This is a genomic window from Streptomyces sp. NPDC017056 (genome assembly GCF_044332485.1).
Taxonomy (GTDB): Bacteria; Actinomycetota; Actinomycetes; order Streptomycetales; family Streptomycetaceae; genus Streptomyces.
Map to the genome: position 1 here is coordinate 56717 of NZ_JBIRPD010000010.1, position 19178 is coordinate 75894.

Genomic DNA, 19178 nt, shown 5'->3' on the forward strand with positions numbered 1-19178 from the left:
TCCGCCCAGGCTGACGCGCCGTCAGCTCCTTGCTACGCTCACCGGCACTGCGCCCTCTCCCCTCCCCTCAGGAGGTGCGACGTGTTCGAGCCCCACCGTGTGCGGTCACTCTGGGAACTGGTCGAATACCGGGCGGACGCCTCACGGGACGCGCCGATGTTCTTCGACGAGACCACCGTGGCCGCGGGCGCGGACCACGACGCCGGGCGGGCCGCCTCCATCACCTTCGGCGAGGTACGAGACCGCGCCCTCCGCCTCGCCGCCGGACTCCACAGCCTGGGCATCCGGCCCGGCACGCGCGTCCTGTGGCAGCTGCCCACCTGGCCCGCGACGGTCGTCACCTCCCTCGCGCTCGCCCGGCTCGGCGCCGTACAGATACCGGTACTGCACCTCCACCGGGAACGCGAGGTCGGCTTCGCGCTGCGGCAGTCGGCAGCGGAGTACGCCATCGTGCCGGGCGAGTGGCGCGGCCACGACTACGCGGCGACGGCCCGGAAGGCGGGCGGCGGCGCCACACGCGTACTCTCCCTCGCCGACGGCCTCCCCCACGCCGATACGGACGTACTACCGCCCTTCACACCCCCGGGCCCCGCCCCCACCTGGATCTACTACACCTCCGGCACCACCGCCGACCCCAAGGGCGTCGAACACACCGACCTCTCACTCCTCGCCGGCGGCGTCGGATTGGCCACCGCACTGGGCATGACCAGCACGGACATCGGCTCCATCGCCTTCCCCTACGCGCACATCGCGGGCCCCGACTACGTCATCGCCATGCTGCTCAGCGGCTTTCCCGCGGTCGTACTCGACGTGTTCGACCCCGCCACCGCGGTTGCGGCGTACCGCCGCCACGGGGTCACGATGGCCGGCGGCAGCACGGCCTTCTACCAGGCGTTCCTGGACGAATCACGACGATCGGGCCGCCCCGGGCGCCTGATCCCCACCCTGCGCCTGCTGTCGGGCGGCGGCGCCCCGCTGCCACCGGACCTGTACCACGCGGCGGGCCGCGAACTGGAGTGCGCGGTGATCCACGGGTACGGGATGACCGAATGCCCGATGATCGCCATGGGCACGCCGTACGACAGCGACGAGCAACTCGCCCACACCGTCGGCAAGCCGGTCACCGGCGCCCGCATCCGTATCACCCGCCCCGACGGCACAGAGGCGGGGCCCGGCGAGCCGGGCGAAGTCACGGTGTCCGGCCCCATGGTCTGCCGCGGCTACACGGATCCGGCACTGACGGCCGGGGCATTCGACGCGTACGGCTACTTCCGCACCGGCGACCTGGGCCTGGTGCGGGCCGACGGACACCTGGTCCTGACCGGACGGCTCAAGGACATCATCATCCGCAAAGGCGAGAACATCTCCGCCCAGGAGATCGAAGAAATGCTGCGCGGGCACCCGGCGGTGGGTGACGTCGCCGTGATCGGCCTACCGGACCGCTTGCGCGGCGAGCGGGTGTGCGCCGTAATCACGGAGGGGGGCGTTCGCCCCCCGACGCTCGCCATGTTGACCGCGTACCTGCGCGGGGCGGGCCTGATGCCGCAAAAACTGCCGGAGCAGTTGGAGGTTGTCGCTTCGCTGCCGCGGGGTGGGCCGTTGAACAAGGTTCGTAAGTCGGTGTTGCGGTCGTGGTTTATGTAGGCGCGCTACGCGCGCGGTTGCGGTTCGCGCTTCGCGCGGGGTTGCGGTGCGCGCTTCGCGCGGGGTTGCGCTGGTTGTGGTGGGGTCGGGGCCGCGCAGGGGGGTGTCTCCTCACCGCACTCGCGGACGCCATGTCTTGAAAGCTGAACCTGGTGTAGCGAGCTGTCGGCTGCGGGGACACCCCCCTGCACGCCCCCTCCGGCCGGTTCGGCACCCCCGCGCGAGTGGGGGTGGGGGAGGAAAAAGACACCAGCAGCGCAGCAACCAGGAGGCCAGACCACCCGGCTGTGGGCGGGCAAAGACCGCCACCAGTGGGCCCCGGCCACAACGGCGGGATAGTCGCTATCCGTCCCCGGGGCCGGGGACACGCAGGGGGCTCCCCGCAGCCGACACGTCGCAACACCAGGTTCAGCTTTCCAGACATGGCTTCCGCGACTGCGGTGAGGAGTGCCCCCTGCGGGGCCCCGGCCCCCCACCCACCGGACGGAACGCGCAATCGCGCGCAAGCGCGAACCAGGCAAGCGCAAAACCGCGCGCGAAGCGCGCCACCTCACCGCCGCAACTCCCCCTTCACCACCTTCCCGCTCGCATTGCGTGGCAAGGTTCGTACGAACTCGATTTCGCGTGGCACCTTGTAGTTGGCCATTTCGCGGCGGGCCCAGGTGATCAGTTCGGCGGGCGTGAGGGTGGAGTGCGGGCGGCGGACCGCGTATGCCTTGCCTACCTCGCCGAGCCGGGGGTCGGGGATGCCGATGACGGCGGCCTCGGTCACGTCGGGGTGGCGGGTCAGGAGTTGTTCGATTTCGGCGGGGTAGGCGTTGAAGCCGCCGACGATGAACATGTCTTTCAGGCGGTCGGTGATGCGCAGGTTGCCGTTCGCGTCCAGGGTGCCGACGTCGCCGGTGTGCAGCCAGCCGTCGGGCGTCAGGACGGCCGCGGTCGCTTGGGGGTCTTCGTAGTAGCCGGGCATGACGTGGTAGCCGCGGACCAGTACTTCGCCCGGTGTGCCGGCGGGCGCGTCGCGGCCGGTGGCGTCCGTGACGCGGACTTCCGTGCCGGGTATGGCGCGGCCGGACGTGGCCGCGACGGTTTCGGGCGGGTCGTCGCGTCGGCACATCGTGACGATGCCGGAGCTTTCCGAGAGGCCGTAGGCGGTGAGGACGGTGGTGACGCCCAGGTCGCAGCGGAGTCGTTCGACCAGTTGCAGGGGGACGAGGGCGGCGCCGGTGACGACCAGGCGCAGGGTGCCGAGGTGGTGGCGGGTTCTTTCGGGGTGGTCCAGGAGTTGCTGGTGGAGGGTGGGTGGGCCGGGGAGTACGGTGACGCGTTCGGCGGTGATGTTGGCCAGTGTCGTGGGGACGTCGAAGACGGGTTGGGGAATCATCGTCGCGCCGCGCAGCAGGCACGCGATGATTCCGGCTTTGTAGCCGAAGGTGTGGAAGAACGGGTTGACGATCAGGTAGCGGTCGTCTGCCGTCAGCCCGGCGAGTTCGCTCCAGACGGCGTAGGCGCGGAGCGTCTGGGCGTGGGTGATCACGGCGCCCTTGGGGAGCCCGGTGGTGCCGGAGGTGAAGATGATGTCGGAGGGGGAGTGGGGGTGGATTGCGTCTGCCCGTGCGCGGACCGTTGCCGTGGGCACGGCTTCGCCTGCGGACAGGAAGTCTTTCCAGGTGAGGAACGCCTCGGGGGCGTCGTCGGAGAGGACGACGGCTTGTTCCAGGTGGGGCAGGCCAGGGAGGGGGCCGTGGCCGGCGCCCTCGCCGGCCGCGCGTCGCAGGGAGGCCACGTAGGACGTGCCGAGGAACGTGCCGGTGACGAAGAGCAGGCGGGCGCGGGTGCGCCGCAGGATGTCGGCGGTTTCGGCGCCTTTGAAGCGGGTGTTGACGGGGACCAGGACGGCGCCCGCCGTCACCGCGCCGAGTGCGGCGGTGATCCAGGTGGTGGTGTTGGGAGCCCAGACGGCTACCCGGTCGCCGGGCTGGACGCCGGCGGCGATGCAGGCCGCCGCGGCGCGTTCGACCTGCTCGCCGAGTTGGGTGTAGGTGAGGCGGGTGCGGCCTTCGGTGACGGCCTCGGCCGGTCCGTACCGGGTGGCCGCGGCGCGTACCAGGCGCGGGATGCTGCCGTGTTCCAGGTCGGCGCGTGGGTCGGTGGCGTCGGGGGCGTTCGGGTCACCGCGCATCGCACTACCTCCCGCGCAAGAGCTGACTGTGCGTCAGGTTAGCGGTAGCCTCCTCGGCTGTCAGTACGGATGCCCGTATGGACGGCCGACCACGGAGGTGGCGATGGGGGCGACCCTCAAGGACGCGGCGGCGATAGCCGGGATTGGCCAGACCGCGTTCGCCAAGCGGCTCGCCGAGTCGGAACGCACGCTGGCCTGCCGGGCGATCGTCGCGGCGCTGGACGATGCGGGGATCGCTCCGTCCGAGGTGGACGCGTTCGCCTCGTACACGATGGAGGAGACCGACGAGGTGGAGGTGGCGAAGGCGATCGGGGCCGGTGACGTCACGTTCTTCGCCAAGGTGGGGTTCGGTGGCGGCGGTTCGTGCGCGACCGTCGCCCACCTGGCCGCCGCCATCGCCACCGGGCAGGCGAGCGTCGGTGTCGCCTGGCGTTCGCGCAAGCGCGGTTCCGGGCCCCGCCCGTGGCGGAACACCGCCGTCCAACTGCCCACTCCCGCCCAATGGACCCGCCCCTTCGGTCTGCTGCGGCCGGCCGACGAGATCGGCATGCTCGCCCGGCGCTACATGCACGAGTACGGCGCCACCCGCGATCACTTCTTCAACGTCGCCTTGGCCTGTCGCAACCGGGCCAACCAGAACCCGGCCGCGGTCATGTACGAGCGCCCCCTGACCCGCGAGATGTATATGACCGCGCGCTGGATCAGCGAGCCGCTCTGTCTCTTCGACAACTGCCTGGAGACCGACGGCGCGCTGGCCTGTGTGGTCGTCTCCGCCGAGCGCGCCCGCGACCTGCGCCACCGTCCGGTGTACGTCCATTCCGTCGCGCAGGGCCTGCCCGCCCAGCACCACGGCATGGTCAACTACTGGACCGACGACCCGCTCACCGGTCCGGCCTGGACCGCTGCCCGGCAGTTGTGGAAGCAGGCCGATTTTGGCCCTGGTGACGTCGATGTCGCGCAGATCTACGACGCGTTCACCCCGCTGATCCCGCTGTCCCTGGAGGGTTACGGCTTCTGCGGGCGCGGCGAGGGCGCGGCCTTCACCGAGGGTGGCGCCCTGGAGATCGGCGGCCGGCTTCCGCTCAACACCGCGGGCGGCGGGCTGAGCGAGGCGTACGTCCACGGCTTCAACCTCATCACGGAAGGGGTGCGGCAGTTGCGCGGCACCGGCACCGCGCAGGTGCCGGACGCCGCTACCTGCCTGGTCACGGCCGGTGAAGGCGTCCCCACATCGGCCCTGTTGCTGAGGAGTTGAGTGCTCATGTCCACCAGCATGACGGGGACCACTGACAACGGCCCGGGTGAAGGGTTCCTGCTTCCCGTCGTCGACGAGGACGGTGCCCCCTTTTGGGAGTACGCGGCCCGTGGGGAACTCCGCGTCCAGGGCTGTGCCGCGTGCGGCGCACTGCGCTTCCCGCCCCGGCCTTGCTGTCCGCGCTGCCAGTCTTTCGAGCATCGGTGGCGGAGGATGACCGGTCGCGGACGCATCTGGTCGTACGTCCTGCCGCACCCGCCGCTGCTGCCCGCCTACGCGGCGCAGGCCCCGTACAACGCCGTCGTGGTGGAGCTGGCCGACGCCCCGGACATCCGCCTGGTCGGGAACCTGGTGGCCGCCCCGGACGCCCCGCTGGACTCCGTCGACCCGGCCCGGCTGCGGATCGGCGCCCCGGTGAAGGTGGCGTTCCACGAGCAGGCGCCGGGCGTGTTCGTACCCCGCTGGCTGCTGGAGCGGCCGTGACGCCGCAGCCGGTACGTGTCGAGACGGCGGCGGACGGCGTCGCCCTGGTGACGCTCGACCGGCCCGAGCGGCACAACGCCCTAGACCTGGAGACCGCAGGGCGGCTCGCCGCGGTGTGGCACCGCTGCCGGTTCGACGACGACGTACGCGCCATCGTGCTGACGGGGGCGGGGAGCGCGGCGTTCTGCACCGGCATCGACCGCTCCGTGGACGTCCCGCAGCCGTCGTCCCCCTACTCGGCCGACGACCCGCTGCTGCGCATCGGGCCGAAGGCGAACGACCTGTGGAAGCCGGTCGTCGCGGCGGTCGAGGGCATGGCCTGCGGCGGGGCGTTCTATCTGCTCGGCGAGTGCGAGTTCCTGGTCGCCTCCGATGAGGCGACGTTCTTCGATCCGCACACGACCTACGGGATGGTCAGCGCGTACGAGTCGGTGTTCATGGCGCAGCGGATGCCGTACGGCGAGGCCGCGCGGCTGGCCCTGATGGGCACGGCGGAGCGGCTCGGCGCCCGCCGTGCCTACGAGACCGGCCTCGTGTCGGAGCTGGCCCCTGCGGGCGGGGCCGTGGCCGCGGCCCTGCGCGCCGCCGCCGTGCTCGCCGCCCAGCCCACCGAGGCGGTGCAGGGCACCGTACGGGCCCTGTGGGCGTCGAAGGAGGCCGTACGGGCGCAGGCGCTGGCCCACGCGCCCCAGCTGATCGCGCTCGGCAATCTGCCGCCGGAGCGGCAGGCCGGCCTCTTCGCCTCCCGGGCGCGGGATTTCCGGACCCGCTGATGGGATCCGCTGGCCGGGAGGCGAAGGGCGCGGTGCTTCAGAGCTTCGTCTTGCGTGCCCTGCGGATCTCACACGTGAACCACAGCTGGTGCCCCGTGGTGTTGGTGAGGCTGTAGGAGGCCGTGTACGTCTCGGTCTGCCCCGGCCGGACGATGATGCTGCGCTGGTGCAGCCCGTACGTGGTGCCGTCGGCGGGCCGCGCCTTCATCCAGTTGACCGCCATCTCGTACGAGGCGGTGCTGGTCAGCGAAGGGTTGGTCACCGAGACCGTGTACTCCAGGCGCCCGGTGGACGTGTTGTAGCGGCAGTTGTTGCCGTGCGCGTCGGAGCGCCCGTCCGGGTCGAAGGTCTCCTCCGGCGTCGGCGAGGGCGAGTACGTGGGTTCGTACGACGGCGTCTCCAGCGGGCCGGGAGACGGCGAGTCGCTGCTGTAGCCGGGCGGCGGCGTCATCCGGCGGGCGTGGGCGCCCGGGAACATGTTCGCGCAGCCGGCCGCTCCGAGCCCCGTGGCGGCCACCAGCCCGGCCGCGACGGCGGCCCGGCCGAGCCGCCGTCCCCTGGCGGCCATCAGGACAGCGGGGTGCGCTGGACGTCGGTGACCGAGCAGCGGTAGGTGCCGCTGATGGCGTCCGCCGACGGCACGTACTGGGTCACGTCGAGGGACTCGGTACGGCCCGGCTGCACGTACGGGATGCTCGGGTGGCGGGTGCCGAGGTCCTTGCCGCCGGGCGCGGTGAACTTCATCGTCAGCAGGTAGGTGTACTTGGTGCTCGACGAGCTGTTGGTGGCCGTGACCGTGGTCTTGAGGCTCCCGGCGCCGTTGTACTTGCACCCGTTGATCTTGATGTCGTTCATGGCGCTGCGGCTGCTGCTACTGCCGCCGGTGGTGAAGCCGGACGTGCTGCTGCCGCTGGTGGAGCTGCCGCTGCTGCTCGTACCGCCGTCGTAGCCGCCGCTGGTGGAGCTGCCGCCACTGCTGCTGTAGCCGCTGCTGCCCGTGCTGGCCTCGTAGCCGCCGCTGGTGCTGCTGCCGCTGGTGCTGGAACCGCCGTCGCTGCCGTGGCTGCTGCTACTGCTGCCGCAACCGCCGCCGTGCGAGTGACGGGCACCGGTCAGCGCGACCAGCACCACCCCGGCCGCGGCGACCGTGCGGACATGACGGAACTTCATGATGTTGTGCCCCCGTTGACCCCGTTGAAGTACCGCGCCGCACACGCGGCGCACTCTCGTCCTTATGCGTTCTTGACGAGTGCACGGCAGACTAGCAACCTCCTCGCATTACCCAAAATCTCTTCCTGACCAGGTAAAACGCGTAGCTCTGGCGCGCGCGTGCAGTCGGGCGTAGCGTCGTTTACAGAGGGAAACGGGACGAAACAGCGACCGGAAAGGCGACGCCTGTGGTGCGCAACGTACTCGGATCCGTACTGGCCCTCGTCGGAGCGGCGGCCGCCGTCTGGAGCCCCTTCCGTGCCTGGTACGACGGCCGTCAAGGGCGTGAGTTCCGCATCGAGGACCTTTTCGACGGCATCAGCGGGACCAAGGCCGAACTGCTGGGTTCGGTCTTTCTGCCGATGGCGTTCGCGGCGCTGCTGACCCTGGTCGGCATCGTGCTCCGGTCCCGCCTGCTCGTCGCCTTGGCGGGGCTGGTGGTACTCGGCTTCACGATTTTGTGGATGGTGCGTCAGGGGCAGGCGGCGGGCAGCCTGACGGTGGGCGACAACCCCGACCAGGACCTGGGCATCGGCGTGGCCTGCGCGCTCGGCGGCGGCGCGGTGCTGTGGCTGGCGGCGCTGGTGATGAGCGGGCGCCGCGGCGTGCGCTCACGGCGCCGCGACGCGCGCTTCGACGACGAGGGCCGGGACCGGTACGACGGGCCGGAAACGTTCGTGAACACGGGCCCCGAGTGGGAGCCCGGCCCGATCAGGGGCGGTGACACACCGCCGCAGGGCGTGCCCGCGTACGGGGCGGCGCCGCGCGCCACGCCCCACCACCAGCCGCCGGTGCGGTGGCCGGGAGCCGGGCACCCGCCGCCCGGGTCCGCGCAGCAGCCGCCCCCGGACGACCAGTCGACCCGGCCGGTCCCGGCTCCGCCCGCCCCCGAGGACCCGGAACAGCCGCCGCCCAGGCCCGACGACGCGACCCGGCCGATCAGGACGACACCACCGCCTGAGCAGGGGCAGGAGCCGGACCGGACACGGCCGCCGGACCGCCCGCAGTGGGACAAGGACCCGCGCCGGGGCGAGGACCGGTAGCCGCCCGCGCTCAGCTGCGCCGCGCCAGCCCGGTCCCCTTGGCCGCGTCCAGCGCGTACACGCAGCGGTCCTTGCTGCACGCGTAGACGACGCCGCCCACGGCCACCGGGGTGCCGGTGATCTCGCCGCCCGTGGCCAGCTTCCAGCGCAGCTGGCCGCCCGTCGCGTCCAGCGTGTACAGGCAGTGGTCGGCGGAGCCGAAGTGCACCCGGCCGTCGGCGACGACGGGTGCGCCTATCACCTCGCCGCCCGCCTGGAAGCGCCAGCGCGGCGTGCCCGTGACGGCGTCCAGCGTGTAGAGCGCCTTGCCGCTGCCCAGGTGCACCGCGCCGTCCGCGACGAGCACCGGCTCGGTGGACTGCCGGGCCTCGGTCGCGATGCGCCAGCGGTCCCGGCCGTCGGCCGCGTCCAGGGCGTAGACCGTGCCCAGGTAGTCGGCGAGGTAGAGGCCGCCGCCGGTGACCGCGGGCCCCGGCGCGTACGCGGGGCGGCTGAGGAACGCCGCGGGCGCCTCGAAGTGCCAGCGCACCTCGCCGCGCGCGATGTCGATCGCCAGCACCCGCGCCCCGGCGGTGACGTACACCGCGCCGTCGGGCGCCGGCAGCAGCCGCACCGGGACGCCGCCGCAGGACGCCGTGTCGCCGACCGGGTAGGACCAGCGCTCGGCGCCCGTACGCGCCTCCAGGGCCTTGAGGCGGCCCTCGGCCCAGACGAACACCGTGCCGTCGTGCACGACCGGGCCCAGGTCGGCGGTCTCGAAGTCGGTCTGGACGCCGCCGGTCTCCCACAGCCGCTCGCCGGTGGCGGCCTCCCACGCCTGGACTCCGCCGCCCCGGGTGCCGGTGACGACGGTGCCGCGGTCGGCCTGGAGTGCGTACACCCAGCCGTCGCTGGCCAGGCGCCAGCGCTCGGTGCCGTCGGCCGCGCCCAGCGCGTACAGGCTCGGGCCGTCGGAGGCGTGGATACGGCCGTCCGCGACCGCCATGGTCCAGGCCACGTCGCGGGTCTTGAACTGCCGCCGCCCGCTGGCCACATCCAGGGCGTGTACCTCGAAGGAGGTGACGTAGAGCAGGTCGCCGGCGACCGTGGGCGTGCCCCACACGTCGTTGGACATACGGAAGCGCCAGGGGCGCCAACGGGCCGGAGCCGCACCGCCGGAAGCGCCGCCGGAGCCGGTGGGGCCGCTGCCCGCCGGAGGAGCGTGGCCGGGGCCGTGCCCCGCGCCCTGCTGCGGGAGCGCCGCGACCGGCTCGCCTTCGTGGGCGCCGGTGGACCCCGGCGCTCCGGCGGGCGGCCGCACCCAGTCCGTGGCGGGCGCCTGGGCGCGCGGCTGCGGCTGGCCGCTCTCGCTCGCGCGGGGTCCCGGCCCTATCGGCGCCGAGGTGCCGGCGAGCCGTACGGAACCGTCCGGCCCCTCCCCCTCGGGCCGCCGGGCCGGCACGGGCGGGGCCTGGGGCGCGGGCGGGACGGCGGCCACCGGGCCCGCGGGCGCGGCCTGCGGCACCTGGGCGGCGCCGCGCGGATCGGCGCCGCGGCGGGCCCCGGGGCCGACGCCGCCGGCCCAGCCGGAGTCGGGTGCGGGCGCGGGAGCCGCCGGGGCCATCGCGCCGCCGGCCTGCGCCGCGGCGGCCGCCGGGGCGTTACGCGGCCGCGGCGGTGGCTGGGCGGGCGGCGGCGACTGCGGTACGGGCTGCCGCGCGGCGGGGCGCGCCTGCCCGGAGGGAGCGCGCCCGGTGGCCTTGGGCGTACCCGTGCGGCCGCCGCGCCGCCCCTCGATGAGGCCGACCGCGCTGGCCGGGAGCCAGGCCGAGGCCGTACCGCTGTCGTCGCTGCCGGAGCCGAAGAGGTGCGGGGCGAGCTGGGACTGGAGGTCGGCGGGAGTGGGGCGGCCCTGCGCCTCCATCTGCATGCAGGACTCGATCAGCGGCCGCAGTTCGTCGGGCAGCCCGGCCAGGTCGGGGCCCTCGCGCAGCAGCATGAAGACCGTCTCGACCGGGTTGGCGCCGTGGAAGGGCGCGTGTCCGGTGGCGGCGAAGACCAGGGTGGAGCCCAGCGAGAAGACGTCGCTGGCGCCGGTGACGCTGCGGGAGTCGCGGGCCTGCTCGGGCGACATGTACGCGGGCGTGCCGACGGCGACGTTGGTCATGGTCAGGCGGGTGTTGGAGACGCCGCTCGCGATGCCGAAGTCGATGACCCGGGGGCCGTCCTCGACGACCAGCACGTTGGACGGCTTGAGGTCGCGGTGGACCAGGCCCGCGCCGTGGATGGACTGCAGCGCCTCGGCGATGCCGGCCGCGAGCCAGCGCACCGCCTGGGCCGGGAGCGGCCCGCACTCATTGACTATTTCCTCCAGGGAGGGCGCGGGCACGTACGCGGTCGCGAGCCACGGCACGGCGGCGCGGGGGTCGGCGTCCACGACGGCGGCGGTGTAGAAGCCGCTGACCGCGCGGGCCGCCTCCACCTCGCGGGTGAAGCGGACCCGGAACAGCTGGTCCTCGGCGAGTTCCGTACGCACCGTCTTGATCGCGACGCGCCGGCCGGACGCCGAGCGCGCGAGGTAGACCAGCCCCATGCCGCCGGCCCCGAGACGGCCGAGCACCTCGAACGGGCCGATCCGCCGGGGATCGTGCTGCGTCAGCTGCGTCAGCTGTTCCACCACTTGCCTGCCACCTCCCCGTGGGGCGTAAAAGAGACTCTCAATAGCCAGTGGCCGCCGAGAGCCACTGCCCCGTGCAGCGTCTCACCGCCTGGCCGTTTCGGCCGTACGCGTGCTGATTCTTCCTGGCCGGGCCCACGGTTGCGAACCCGGGGCCGTTCCCGTCGTGTCCCGGTGGCCCTCTGCGGTCCGCGCCGGAGCCGTTACGGGTCGTGACGGAGTCCTGCGTACGGACGCACCGGGACGCCGTCGCGAGCTGTCGAACAGTCGTCCGCAGGGTGCCGTGGGCGCCTCGCGGGCACCCGGCACCGGGCCGTCACACCGCCGGTATGCCCTGCGCCGTGTGCCGCCGTGCGGTCAGCGGGAGTCGTCCGCCGCGCCTGCCGTCCGTACCGGTCATGTCTGCCGTCCCCGTTGTCCGTCCCCGTTGCCCGTCCCCGCGCGCGGGACCCGCGGTGCCCGTACCCTCGCGCGGCCGCGCACCGGCGCGGCCGTACCCACTGTGCCGTACTCGCGGCCGTCGCGCCGCCCCGCCCGCCCGCCTGTGGACAACTCGCCTGTGGACAACTCGGCGGCCGGCCCGTTCACAGGCCCGCTGCCGGGCCGCGCCGTCCGCGGCCCGACAGCGGGAGTCGTCACCGGCCCAATTGTGCTGCGCGTCCGCCTATTTCGGGGCCATGACGCCGAAGCCGGCGCCTTGGTTGTCGACGAGCACCGCGAACGGGCCGCCCGGGGTGCCGGCCGGCTCCACGGCGACCTTGCCGCCCAGCCGGGTGGTGGTCCGCACGGCGTCGGACATGTCGGCGGCCAGGAAGCAGACGGTGAAGTGCGGGGGCATCGCGGCGGGCGCGTCCTTGTCGATGACGACCCGGCCGCCGATCTCGCGCCCCTGCCCGGCGAGCCGCCAGGGCAGGAAGCGCTCGTCCGCCACCGGGCTGCCGGTCACGCCTTCGAAGCCGAAGACCTGCTCGTAGAAGGGGTCGGCCCGCTCGGGGTCGCGGGTGTGCAGGCTCGTCCACACATACGCGCCGGGCTCGCCCAGCACCCCGAAGCCCTGGTGGGTGCCGGCCTGCCAGACGCTGAAAACGGCGCCGGCGGGGTCGGCCGCGACGAGCATGGTGCCCAAGTCGCCGACGGGCATGGCCTCGGAGATGATCCGGCCGCCGGCCCGGAGGATCTCCGCGCTGGTCCTGGCGGCGTCGGGGGTCGCGAAGTACACGTTCCAGACGGTGGGCATCCGGCCGTCACGCTTGGGCATCAGGCCCGCGGCCACCTTGCCGTCCTTGAATGCCTGCGTGTAGCCGCCGTGCTCGGGCGCGCCCTCGGAGAAGGTCCAGCCGAACAGCTCTCCGTAGAACCGCTTGCCCGCTTCCAGGTCGGGAAGCATCACGTCAGCCCAGCAGGGGGCGCCCGCCGCGAATGCAGTCATGGGGACAAACTATCCCTGGATCAAGCATTCCGCCGGGACATCATTCGAACATTTAGCCAATTCTCTGCGATCATATCCATTACCGGACATTGTTGAATGCCCGCCGGAACCTCCGGTCGCCGCTTACCGAAAAGTTGTCCACAGCCTGTTGATAAGATGATTCACCAGTTCGGGCCAAACCCGCCTCTCTCGCCTCATGAGCCGCCCGCGACCCCTAGGTCACGGGATCGGCCTTGTATCGCGCGGCCGAACTCCCGCGTCCCCATTTGCAGGCAGCCAAATCGCGCTCCGATCACCCCTCGGTAAGCTGACGGCATGACAGGACAAGTTCGAACCGTCGACGGCAGAGTCGCCGGGCGCCGCGGACAGGCGACCCGGCAGAAGCTGCTCGACTGCCTCAGCGACATGCTCAGTTCGTCCCCGTACAGAGACGTCAAGGTCATTGATGTGGCCCGCAAAGCGGGCACTTCACCCGCGACGTTCTACCAGTACTTTCCCGACGTCGAGGGCGCGGTACTGGAAATCGCGGAGGAGATGGCCAAGGAAGGCGCGAACCTGACCGACCTGGTGGCCGGACGCTCCTGGGTGGGCAAGTCCGGCTGGCAGGCGGCCGAGGAACTCGTCGAGGGCTTCCTCTCCTTCTGGCGCAGGAACGACGCGATCCTGCGCGTCGTCGACCTCGGTGCCGCCGAGGGCGACAAGCGGTTCTACAAGATCCGCATGAAGATCCTCAATGCCGTCACCAACTCCCTTACGGACTCCATCAAGCAGCTCCAGGGCAAGGGAAAGGTCGACAAGGACGTCAGCGCGGCCGCGATGGCGGGCTCGATCGTCGCCATGCTGGCCGCGGTCGCCGCCCATCAGAAGGGTTTCCAGAGCTGGGGCGTCAAGCAGCAGGAACTGAAGCCGAATCTGGCTCTCCTGGTGCACCTGGGAATCACCGGGAAAAAGCCCACGAAATAACCTGCGTTCGCCGCTCGTCCTGCCATAGCCGTACGTCGCAGCGGGTGTTGTCCGCCTTTCCTGGCGGGCGGCACCCGCTGCGCGCGTCCGGGGGCGGCCCGTTCAGCGCGGCTCCAGCCGGAAGATGCGGATCTCGCGGGTGACGCGCGCCTGGTACGCGGCGTACGGCGGCCAGAACCGGAGCGCCGCCGCCCACGCGTCGGCCCGCTCCGCGCCCGTCAGGAGCCGGGCCCGTACCGGAATGTCCCGGCCCCGCCGGCTGATCTCGGCCGCCGGGTTCTTCAGCAGATTGGCCGTCCACGCCGGGTGACCGGGGCGGCCGAAGTTGCTGCCGACCAGCAGCCAGGTCCCGGCGTCCTCTGGTACGCACGCCAGCGGCGTCCGCCGCCACTGCCCGGTCCTGGCTCCCGTAGTCGTCAGGATCACCCCCGACAGCATCCGCGCGCTCAGCAGCACCTTGCCCTTGGTGAGCCGGTGCACCGTACGGTCCAGCGCGGGCACGACGTGCGGCGCCACCCGCGCGAACGCGCGCGTCACGGACACCCTCTGCACCAACCGCCGGCCGGCCGCCATCACGCGGGAACCTCCGCCCGCCCTGGCGTCCCGAAAAGGCCCAAGGGGTCCGCCGTCCGTGCGGCGTGTGCGCGCAGCCGGTGCACGGGGCCCAGCAGCAGTTCGTCGCAGGTCGCGCGCTTGAAGTACAGGTGGGCGTCGTGTTCCCAGGTGAAGCCGATGCCGCCGTGCAGTTGGATGGCGTCGCCGGCCACCGCGCGCAGTGCCTCAAGGGCCTGTGCGAGCGCCAGCCCGGGGGCGCCGGGCTCGCCGCTTCCGCCCGCGGCGCCCACCGCCCACGCCGCGTAGTAGGCCGCCGACCTGGCGGCCTGTACCTGCACGTACAGGTCCGCGAGCCGGTGTTGTACGGCCTGGAAGGACCCGATGGGCCGCCCGAACTGCTCACGCGTCCGGACGTACTCGACGGTACGCCCGAGCGCCGCGTCGGCCGCTCCCACCGCCTCGGCAGCCAGCGCCGCGGCGGCCCCGGCCCCCGCCCGCGCCAGCTCCCGCGCCACCCGGGCCCCGCCGCCCCCTTCCTCTTCCTCCCCCAGCAAAGCGGCGCTCACCTCGCGCAGTTGCACGCGCCCCAGCGGCCGCGTCTCGTCCATCGCCGTCTGCCGGACCCGTACGACCCCGGGCGCGTCCCCGCGTACGACGAAGACCAGCGTCCGGCTGCGCGCGTAGCCGCCCGCGTGCGCGGCCACCAGGAGCAGCCCGGCACTGTGGCCGTCCAGCACCTGCGCGGCCTCCCCGTACAGCCGCCACTCGCCCTCTCCCCCGCCCCGCCGCGCCTGGATGCCGCCGGCCCGGCCGCCGCCCGCCCAGTCGCCGTCGTTGGGCGCGGTGAGCGCGAGGGCGGTGGCCAGTTGCCCGCCCGGCACGGCGAGCGCGCCGGTCAGCTCGCCGGCGGCGAGGGCGGGCAGCAGGTCCGCGCGCTGCCGCTCCGTGCCCAGAGCGAGGACCAGCGGCGCGACGAGGGCGGCGGTGGGCAGCAGCGGCGACGGAAGCAGCACCCGCCCGGTCTCCTCGCAGGCGAGCGCCAGCTCGGTGGGTCCGCAGCCGACACCGCCGTACGCGGCGGGCAGGGCCAGGCCCGGCAGGTCGAGCTGCCGCGCGAGCCGCCGCCACAGTGCGGGGTCGTACCCCTCGGGCGTGCCGGCGGCGGCCCTGACCTCCTCCGGGCCGCAGCGCTTGTGGAGCAGTTCGCGGAGCGTGCGGCGGATCTCTTCCTGCTCCTCGGTGAACGCGGCATCCATCGGCGGGCTCCTCCCGACCGCTCGGCGACCTTGCCCCGGCGCAGCACGCGGGACCGGCATCCCCGAGCTGACGGGCCGTCATACTAAGGAGGCTGGCCTCGATTTCCCAGCCTCACGTACCACCCCGGGGCCCGCTTACCTGATGTACCGTCAGTTTCATGCCGCCAGGGAGCACGTCCCGCCGCAAGGTCGCCATAGCCGGTGTCGCCCTCTCCGACTGCGGACGGGTGGACGAGGCCACCCCGTACGCCCTCCACGCCCAGGCCGCCCGCCGCGCACTGGCCGACTCCGGCCTGGACCGGTCGCTGGTCGACGGCTTCGCCTCGGCCGGGCTGGGCACCCTCGCGCCCGTTGAGGTCGCCGAGTACCTGGGCCTGCGCCCCACCTGGGTCGACTCCACCTCCGTCGGCGGCGCCACCTGGGAGGTCATGGCAGCGCATGCCGCCGACGCCATCGCGGCCGGGCGGGCGCGCGCGGTCCTGCTGGTGTACGGGTCCACAGCGCGCGCCGACCTCAAGGCCGGACGCCGTACCGCCAACCTTTCCTTCGGCGCCCGCGGCCCCCTCCAGTACGAGGTTCCGTACGGCCACACGCTCGTCGCCAAGTACGCGATGTCCGCGCGCCGCCACATGCACCAGTACGGCACCACCCTCGACCAGCTCGCCGAGGTCGCCGTACAGGCGCGCGCCAACGCTGCCACGAACCCGGACGCCATGTACCGCACCCCGGTCACCGTCGCCGAGGTCCTGTCAGGACCCGTCATCGCCGACCCCTTCACCAAGCTGCACTGCTGCATCCGCTCCGACGGCGGCTGCGCGGTCCTCCTCGTCGCCGAGGAGTACGTCCGCGACCTCGCCGCGCGGCCCGTCTGGGTACTGGGCGCGGGCACCGCCGTCTCGCACTCCGCGATGTCCGGGTGGGACGACTTCACCGTCTCCCCCGCCGCCGTCTCCGGCCGCCTCGCCTTCGAACGCGCCGGGGTGCGCCCCGCCGAGATCGACGTGGCCGAGATCTACGACGCCTTCACCTATATGACCCTCGTGACGCTGGAGGACCTGGGCTTCTGCGCGAAGGGCGAGGGCGGCGCGTACGTGGCGAAGGGCCGGCTGCTGCGGGACGGCGAGCTGCCGGTCAACACCGACGGCGGCGGCCTGGCCGCCTGTCATCCGGGCATGCGGGGGCTGTTCCTCCTGGTCGAGGCGGTACGGCAGCTGCGGGGCGAGGCAGGCGAGGGCCGCCAGGTACGCCGTACGGGCAACCGGCTCCCCGAACTGGCGGTGGCTTCGGGCACGGGCGGCTGGTTCTGCTCGTCGGGCACGCTGGTGCTGGGACGGGGGTGAGCCGCCCCGGCACGGCCGGCGGCACAGCCGAACCGGCACCCGCTACGAAAGCTCCACCGGGTACGGCGATATCTCCTGCAACCAGTCGGCGAAGTCCTGGCCGTACGCCTCGCTTGCCGCGTCCATGATGGCGTCGGGGTCCTCCGGCTCCCCCAGGCCGAAGGTCCGCTCCAGCCAATCGAGGTATTCCTCCCGGCCTTCGGAGGGCTCCTCGTCGTCACCGTCGCGATCGTCGTCGATGATCAGCCACTCGTTGTCGAGGGTGAGCAGTTGGAACAGCTCCCGCAGCCCGTTCGCCACGACATCGAGATCGCCCTCGTCACCGAAGAAGACGACGGGCAGGGTGGACAGGTCCTTACGGTCGTCGCACCGCCACAGCGCGTAGAACGACCCGGTCCCGGTGGCCTGGGCGAAGGGGATGATCCGGTCGACACGGGCCTGCTCGCGGCGGCTGAGCGGGGCTTTCAGACCCAGCCAGGCCGAGAGCAGCTCCGGGTCGGGCCCCTTGTACTTGTACAGCTCGAAGCCCTCCGAGAACCACGCCCCATCCATGGCGACTTCGAAGTCCTTGAGCAGGTTCAGCTCCGGGATGGGCGAGAAGGCAGCGGCCACAACGGCTCCTTGGCTGGATCAGCAGTAACCCCAAAGCTAGCGGCCACCACTGACAATCCCGGCCGGGCCGCGGTCCGCTCGCCGTCCGCTCACCGTCCTCCGCTCACTGCCGTCTCACCGCCGTCTCACCGGAGCGTGCCGAGGAAGTCCCGTACGGCCTTGGCCAGACCTTCCGGGTCCTCGGTCGGGATGAAGTGGCCGGCGTCCAGTTCGGCCCGGCGGGTGTGCGGGCGGCGCTCGGCCATCTCCCGGGCCAGTTCCGGGGTCAGCAGGAAGCTCGTACGGCCGTGTACGAGCAGGGCCGGGCAGTCGCTGCCCAGCCAGACCGCCCAATGGTCACCGCGTACGCCCAGGTCGGACGCGACGACGTCGGCCGGTACGAACGGCAGCCGCCAGGCCCCGTCCGGTTATTCGCGCAGCAGGTCGGCGACCATCGGGGCCGCGTCGCCGAGTCCCGCGAGCAGGGCCTCGCGGGTGGGCGCCCGCTGCGGCCAGTCCAGGCAGAAGGTGATGCCGCTGGGGCCGGTGTCCGGGATCACGACCGGGTCGTCGACGTTCACGAGCGCGCTCACCCGGTCCGGGTGCCGGGCGGCCAGGTGGTACGCGTTCTTGCCGCCCATGGAGTGCCCGAGCACCACGGCGGAGGGGACGCCGAGGTGGTCGAGCAGGGCGACCGCGTCGGCGACGTACCCCTCGCGGGAGTAGTCGGAAGCGCGGCCGGACTCGCCGTGGCCCCGCTGGTCGGGTGCGATCACCCGCCACTCGGGCCCGAGTTCGGCCGCCAGCGCGGCGAACCCGAGCCCTTCGGAGAAGTGGCCGTGCAGCGCGAGCAGCGGCCTTCCGGTGGCGGGCCCGAAGTCGAGGTAGGACAGGCGGCGTCCTGCCAGGGAGAGTTCGGCACGGTGGGTACCCGAAGTGTCCATGCCGTTCACGTTAGCCACAGTGATACCGCGCGACTTCCGGTATTCGCTGTTGCCGGGGCGCCGGGCGCAGCGGCAAGATCACGCCGACGTACTCTGTAAGCGCTATTTGTGGCAATAACTGGAAATACGGGTGTGAGCGTATGAAGAAGCAGTTCCGCCTCTCGGCCCTCGTCGCCGCCGCCGCCATCGCGCCGGCCGTGCTGTTCTCCTCCCCCGCGGTCGCCGCCGAAGCCCCCTCCTCCGCCAACTCGGCGTCGGAGCAGGCAGCGGAAGCCACGCCGGACCGACCCGCCGACAAGCCGGGGACGCGATCCGAGGAAGAGGACCGGATGGAGCTCTCCCGGATAATCTCCGCCGCCGAGACCGGCTCCGTCGTCCGCCAGGAGGGCCGCAAGGCGTTCGAGGGGACCGCGCAGGACGTACGCCGGTTCCTGGAAACGGGTCAGTACCAGGCCCGCGATACCGACAACTCCATCGCGATCACCCGGCTCGGCACCGCCAAGGACGTCGGCCCGATGGTCAAGGACGCGGCGCGCCAGGCGCTCGACGGGTCGCCGCAGGACCGGGTGCGCTTCCTTGAGACCGGTTGGCGCGAGGCGCACTACACGGACGTCCGTATCCGCGTCACGCAGATCGCCGGTACCGGCGGCCCCGCGGTGCGGGCAGCCGCCCGCGCGGCGCTCATCGACAACAGCGACGCGGTGATCCAGCACTTCCTCGACGTCGGCCAGTACGAGGCCCGCGCCAAGGACGAGGCCGCCAAGAAGACCGCGGGAGCGAAGCAGGCGGCGCACGCCGCCTCGGCGCACGCCGCCAAGCGCGGCTGACCCCGGCACGGTCGAACCCGGCGACAAC

18 protein-coding genes are annotated in these 19178 nt (G+C 72.6%); 8 read left to right on the forward strand and 10 right to left on the reverse strand.

Translation table 11 applies throughout. From position 1 onward, the window contains the following. Positions 1 to 81: 81 nt before the first annotated feature. Positions 82 to 1644: a class I adenylate-forming enzyme family protein gene (locus tag ACH4OW_RS19325; RefSeq protein ID WP_398029161.1), complete on the forward strand. Its 1563-nt coding sequence runs from the start codon at positions 82 to 84 to the stop codon at positions 1642 to 1644. Between the two features lie 550 nt (positions 1645 to 2194). Here ACH4OW_RS19325 and ACH4OW_RS19330 read toward each other — a convergent pair. Then, positions 2195 to 3826, reverse strand: a complete 1632-nt coding sequence (locus tag ACH4OW_RS19330) for a FadD3 family acyl-CoA ligase (protein WP_398029163.1) — start codon at positions 3824 to 3826, stop codon at positions 2195 to 2197. Between the two features lie 103 nt (positions 3827 to 3929). Between ACH4OW_RS19330 and ACH4OW_RS19335 the strand changes: the two genes are divergently transcribed. Genes ACH4OW_RS19335 through ACH4OW_RS19345 form a run of 3 tightly spaced genes read left to right on the forward strand, consistent with a single transcriptional unit; the run spans position 3930 to position 6337 of the window. Beyond that, complete coding sequence (locus ACH4OW_RS19335) at positions 3930 to 5081, forward strand: lipid-transfer protein (protein WP_398029165.1); 1152 nt, start codon at positions 3930 to 3932, stop codon at positions 5079 to 5081. A gap of 6 nt (positions 5082 to 5087) precedes the next feature. Beyond that, positions 5088 to 5564: an OB-fold domain-containing protein gene (locus ACH4OW_RS19340; protein WP_360124251.1), complete on the forward strand. Its 477-nt coding sequence runs from the start codon at positions 5088 to 5090 to the stop codon at positions 5562 to 5564. Then, positions 5561 to 6337 (forward strand): enoyl-CoA hydratase/isomerase family protein, encoded by a 777-nt coding sequence (locus ACH4OW_RS19345; protein WP_398029167.1) that lies wholly within the window; start codon positions 5561 to 5563, stop codon positions 6335 to 6337. Before ACH4OW_RS19340 ends, ACH4OW_RS19345 begins: the two co-directional genes overlap by 4 nt. Before the next feature lie 37 nt (positions 6338 to 6374). On the opposite strand, the gene ACH4OW_RS19350 is transcribed toward ACH4OW_RS19345, so the two are convergent. Together ACH4OW_RS19350 and ACH4OW_RS19355 are read right to left on the reverse strand one after the other, a co-directional pair. Continuing rightward, positions 6375 to 6905, reverse strand: coding sequence for a hypothetical protein (locus tag ACH4OW_RS19350; protein ID WP_398029169.1), 531 nt, complete (start codon positions 6903 to 6905; stop codon positions 6375 to 6377). Next, positions 6905 to 7507, reverse strand: coding sequence for a hypothetical protein (locus ACH4OW_RS19355; RefSeq protein WP_360124260.1), 603 nt, complete (start codon positions 7505 to 7507; stop codon positions 6905 to 6907). Before ACH4OW_RS19355 ends, ACH4OW_RS19350 begins: the two co-directional genes overlap by 1 nt. A 227-nt stretch (positions 7508 to 7734) precedes the next feature. Between ACH4OW_RS19355 and ACH4OW_RS19360 the strand changes: the two genes are divergently transcribed. Beyond that, the gene (locus ACH4OW_RS19360; RefSeq protein WP_398029171.1) at positions 7735 to 8589 is read left to right on the forward strand and encodes a hypothetical protein; all 855 of its coding nucleotides are present in this window, start codon (positions 7735 to 7737) and stop codon (positions 8587 to 8589) included. Positions 8590 to 8599: 10 nt separating this feature from the next. On the opposite strand, the gene ACH4OW_RS19365 is transcribed toward ACH4OW_RS19360, so the two are convergent. Together ACH4OW_RS19365 and ACH4OW_RS19370 are read right to left on the reverse strand one after the other, a co-directional pair. Next, positions 8600 to 11248 carry a PQQ-binding-like beta-propeller repeat protein gene (locus tag ACH4OW_RS19365; RefSeq protein ID WP_398029173.1) on the reverse strand — a complete coding sequence of 883 codons (2649 nt, stop codon included), beginning with the start codon at positions 11246 to 11248 and terminating at the stop codon, positions 8600 to 8602. 661 nt (positions 11249 to 11909) lie between these two features. Continuing rightward, the gene (locus tag ACH4OW_RS19370) at positions 11910 to 12674 is read right to left on the reverse strand and encodes a VOC family protein (protein WP_398029175.1); all 765 of its coding nucleotides are present in this window, start codon (positions 12672 to 12674) and stop codon (positions 11910 to 11912) included. Between the two features lie 315 nt (positions 12675 to 12989). Between ACH4OW_RS19370 and ACH4OW_RS19375 the strand changes: the two genes are divergently transcribed. Next, entirely contained in the window at positions 12990 to 13637 is a 648-nt protein-coding gene (locus ACH4OW_RS19375; protein WP_360124269.1) for a TetR family transcriptional regulator, read from the forward strand. Positions 13638 to 13739: 102 nt separating this feature from the next. Here ACH4OW_RS19375 and ACH4OW_RS19380 read toward each other — a convergent pair whose 3' ends face one another. Together ACH4OW_RS19380 and ACH4OW_RS19385 are read right to left on the reverse strand one after the other, a co-directional pair. After that, positions 13740 to 14210 (reverse strand): nitroreductase family deazaflavin-dependent oxidoreductase, encoded by a 471-nt coding sequence (locus tag ACH4OW_RS19380; protein ID WP_398029177.1) that lies wholly within the window; start codon positions 14208 to 14210, stop codon positions 13740 to 13742. Next, the gene (locus tag ACH4OW_RS19385; RefSeq protein WP_398029179.1) at positions 14210 to 15448 is read right to left on the reverse strand and encodes an acyl-CoA dehydrogenase family protein; all 1239 of its coding nucleotides are present in this window, start codon (positions 15446 to 15448) and stop codon (positions 14210 to 14212) included. The genes ACH4OW_RS19380 and ACH4OW_RS19385 overlap by 1 nt, the downstream gene beginning before the upstream one ends. 158 nt (positions 15449 to 15606) lie before the next feature. Between ACH4OW_RS19385 and ACH4OW_RS19390 the strand changes: the two genes are divergently transcribed. Further along, the gene (locus ACH4OW_RS19390; protein WP_398029181.1) at positions 15607 to 16788 is read left to right on the forward strand and encodes a thiolase C-terminal domain-containing protein; all 1182 of its coding nucleotides are present in this window, start codon (positions 15607 to 15609) and stop codon (positions 16786 to 16788) included. 42 nt (positions 16789 to 16830) lie between these two features. On the opposite strand, the gene ACH4OW_RS19395 is transcribed toward ACH4OW_RS19390, so the two are convergent. From ACH4OW_RS19395 to ACH4OW_RS19405, 3 genes are all read right to left on the reverse strand, one after another. Next, positions 16831 to 17400 carry a hypothetical protein gene (locus ACH4OW_RS19395; protein ID WP_398029183.1) on the reverse strand — a complete coding sequence of 190 codons (570 nt, stop codon included), beginning with the start codon at positions 17398 to 17400 and terminating at the stop codon, positions 16831 to 16833. Positions 17401 to 17525: 125 nt separating this feature from the next. Next, a complete protein-coding gene (locus ACH4OW_RS19400) occupies positions 17526 to 17645 on the reverse strand; it encodes an alpha/beta fold hydrolase (protein WP_398029185.1) in 120 nt (39 codons plus the stop codon). 162 nt (positions 17646 to 17807) lie between these two features. Beyond that, positions 17808 to 18323: an alpha/beta fold hydrolase gene (locus ACH4OW_RS19405; protein ID WP_398029187.1), complete on the reverse strand. Its 516-nt coding sequence runs from the start codon at positions 18321 to 18323 to the stop codon at positions 17808 to 17810. Between the two features lie 140 nt (positions 18324 to 18463). Between ACH4OW_RS19405 and ACH4OW_RS19410 the strand changes: the two genes are divergently transcribed. Further along, on the forward strand, positions 18464 to 19150 hold the full coding sequence (locus ACH4OW_RS19410; protein ID WP_360124286.1) for an ALF repeat-containing protein: 687 nt from the start codon (positions 18464 to 18466) through the stop codon (positions 19148 to 19150). Positions 19151 to 19178: the final 28 nt, after the last annotated feature.